This is a genomic window from Microbacterium sp. CCH5-D1 (genome assembly GCF_001557335.1).
Classification (GTDB): domain Bacteria; phylum Actinomycetota; class Actinomycetes; order Actinomycetales; family Microbacteriaceae; genus Microbacterium; species Microbacterium oxydans.
Window position 1 is genome coordinate 1 of sequence record NZ_LSJW01000080.1, and the last position, 2030, is coordinate 2030.

The following is a 2030-nucleotide window of genomic DNA, read 5'->3' on the forward strand; positions in this document are numbered from 1 at the left end:
GTCGCCGCTACGACACGGGCGACCGCGTCGACTACATCAAGGCGATCGTCCAGCTCGCGGCAGACCGCGACGACCTCGGTTCGGAGCTGCGCCCCTGGCTCAAGGAGTTCGCGGAACGCCTCTAGGCGGCTTCGCGGGCGTCGGTGCGGCATGGATCTGGCGACGGGGATGCGACACGGCCCGATAGAGCTGCGGCTCGTCCGAACGAAGGATGCGCGGCCTCTGCAGCATGAGCTGCTCGCCAACAGGTCATGGCTTCAGCCGTGGGAGGCGACCGTCCCGTACGGATCGGTGTCCTTCGACATGAGGCTCAGCATCCGACGCCTGCTCCAGCAGTACCGTGACGGCTCCGGCTACCCCTTCGTCATGGAGTACGACGGCGAGATCGCGGGGCAGCTCAACGTATGGGGAGTCTCTCGGGGCTCGCTGTGCTCTGCCACGATCGGGTACTGGGTGAGCGAGCGGTTCGCCGGTCGCGGGATCACCCCGACCGCGGTCGCGATGGCCACCGATGCGTGCTTCACCGAGTACGGCCTGCACCGCATGGAGATCTGCATCCGTCCGGAGAACGCCGCGAGCCTGCGCATCGTCCAGAAGCTCGGGTTCCGGTACGAGGGATTGCGGCGGCGCTACATCCACATCGACGGGGACTGGCGCGACCACTACGCATTCGCCCTGACCACGGAAGACGTGCCGCAGGGTGTGCTGGCGCGGTGGCTCAGCGGCCAGGTGCCTCCCGACGCCGCGACGGTGCCGCCGGCCGACCGCATATCGTCCTGAAACACCCGTCCGGACAGCGGATCCGGACGAACACGCCGCGACACGCGCCCGTCTGCACGGCGCTGCCCGCTCCCAGCCCTTAGCGTTGTCGGTATGGACGGGCCGGTGCTGAGCGGAGGAGTGATCGTGCTCGTCGCCGTGCTCTTGTGGATGCTCTATCTGCTGCCGTCGTGGCGAGGCCGGTTCCAGTACAACGCCGCCGAACGCAACGCCGTGCGACTGAACCAGGCGCTGCGCGTGCTCGCCGAGACGAGCGAGACGCCGGGGGAGGTCCGCGTCGAGCTGAACGCCCGCACCGCGCTCGCTCAGCAGAAGCTGGCGAAGAGGGTGCAGTCGGAGCGGGAGGCCGCCGCGCTCGAGGCTCTGCGGCAGGAACTCGCGGCCACCAGGGCCGACCCTGTGATCCGTCGGGCGCGCGCGCGCAGACGTGTGCGTATCCTCGCGACCAGCAGCCTGCTGGTCGGGCTCATCGTCGCCGGGCTGGGCGTGTGGCAGCTGCTGGCTGCCGGCGGATCTGCTCTGATCTGGGTCGGTGGTGCGGTGGTCGTCGTCGCCGGTGTCGCTCTGCAGCGCATGGCCGCGGTCGCGAACCGTGCCGCGCGCGCCGCCCACGTCGTGGCCACCCCTGTTGCTCCGCGTGTGACCCCCGAGCTTCACGACCAGGGCCGAGCGACGTGGACGCCGCGTCCGCTGCCCGAGCCGATGGCATCCGTGGCGGGGTCCCGCGCGCAGGTCGCGCAGGCTCAGCTGGACGCCCAGGAGGCGCGCCGCAAGGCCGCGCGAGTCGCCGCACTGCGCGAGCGGGCGGAGCAGATGGCACCGGAGCCGCCGGTGGCCCTGCCGGCCGCGTCGTCGCCGTACGCGCGGATGGGGTTCGTCGACGACGCCGAGATCGAGGCCCACGTGCGCGAACTGCTCTCCCGTCGAGCCGCAGGATGACGGTCTGCGACGCGAGCGGCCCTCTCGTCGTGATAGCGTAGAACCTGTTCACGGGCCTATGGCGCAGTTGGTAGCGCGCCTCGTTCGCATCGAGGAGGTCAGGGGTTCGAATCCCCTTAGGTCCACCGTGAAGACGGCCGATGGGACATGAGAGATCATGTCCCATCGGCCGTTCTGGTTCCTCGGCCGCTCGTGCTGGAGGTCGAGACCGGGTCTGTGAGTGAGCGCCCTCGCCGCACGGGGGTTGGGGCTGGTCAGCCCCGGCTCGCCTCGAGCAGTAGCCGGAGCCGCTCCTCGGGGCTGCCGACGAT

The 2030-nt window shown here is 70.1% G+C and carries 2 protein-coding genes, 1 tRNA gene and 1 pseudogene; all 4 read left to right on the forward strand.

Features of this window, described 5'->3' with window-relative positions:
- Positions 1-125, forward strand: a pseudogene (locus AX744_RS20200) (UTP--glucose-1-phosphate uridylyltransferase); the annotation flags it as partial.
- Positions 126-168: 43 nt separating this feature from the next.
- Positions 169-780: a GNAT family N-acetyltransferase gene (locus tag AX744_RS05290; RefSeq protein ID WP_058631271.1), complete on the forward strand. Its 612-nt coding sequence runs from the start codon at positions 169-171 to the stop codon at positions 778-780.
- 93 nt (positions 781-873) lie between these two features.
- Positions 874-1719, forward strand: a complete 846-nt coding sequence (locus AX744_RS05295) for a hypothetical protein (protein WP_061015653.1) — start codon at positions 874-876, stop codon at positions 1717-1719.
- Between the two features lie 52 nt (positions 1720-1771).
- Positions 1772-1844, forward strand: a tRNA-Ala gene (locus tag AX744_RS05300).
- Positions 1845-2030 lie beyond the last annotated feature (186 nt).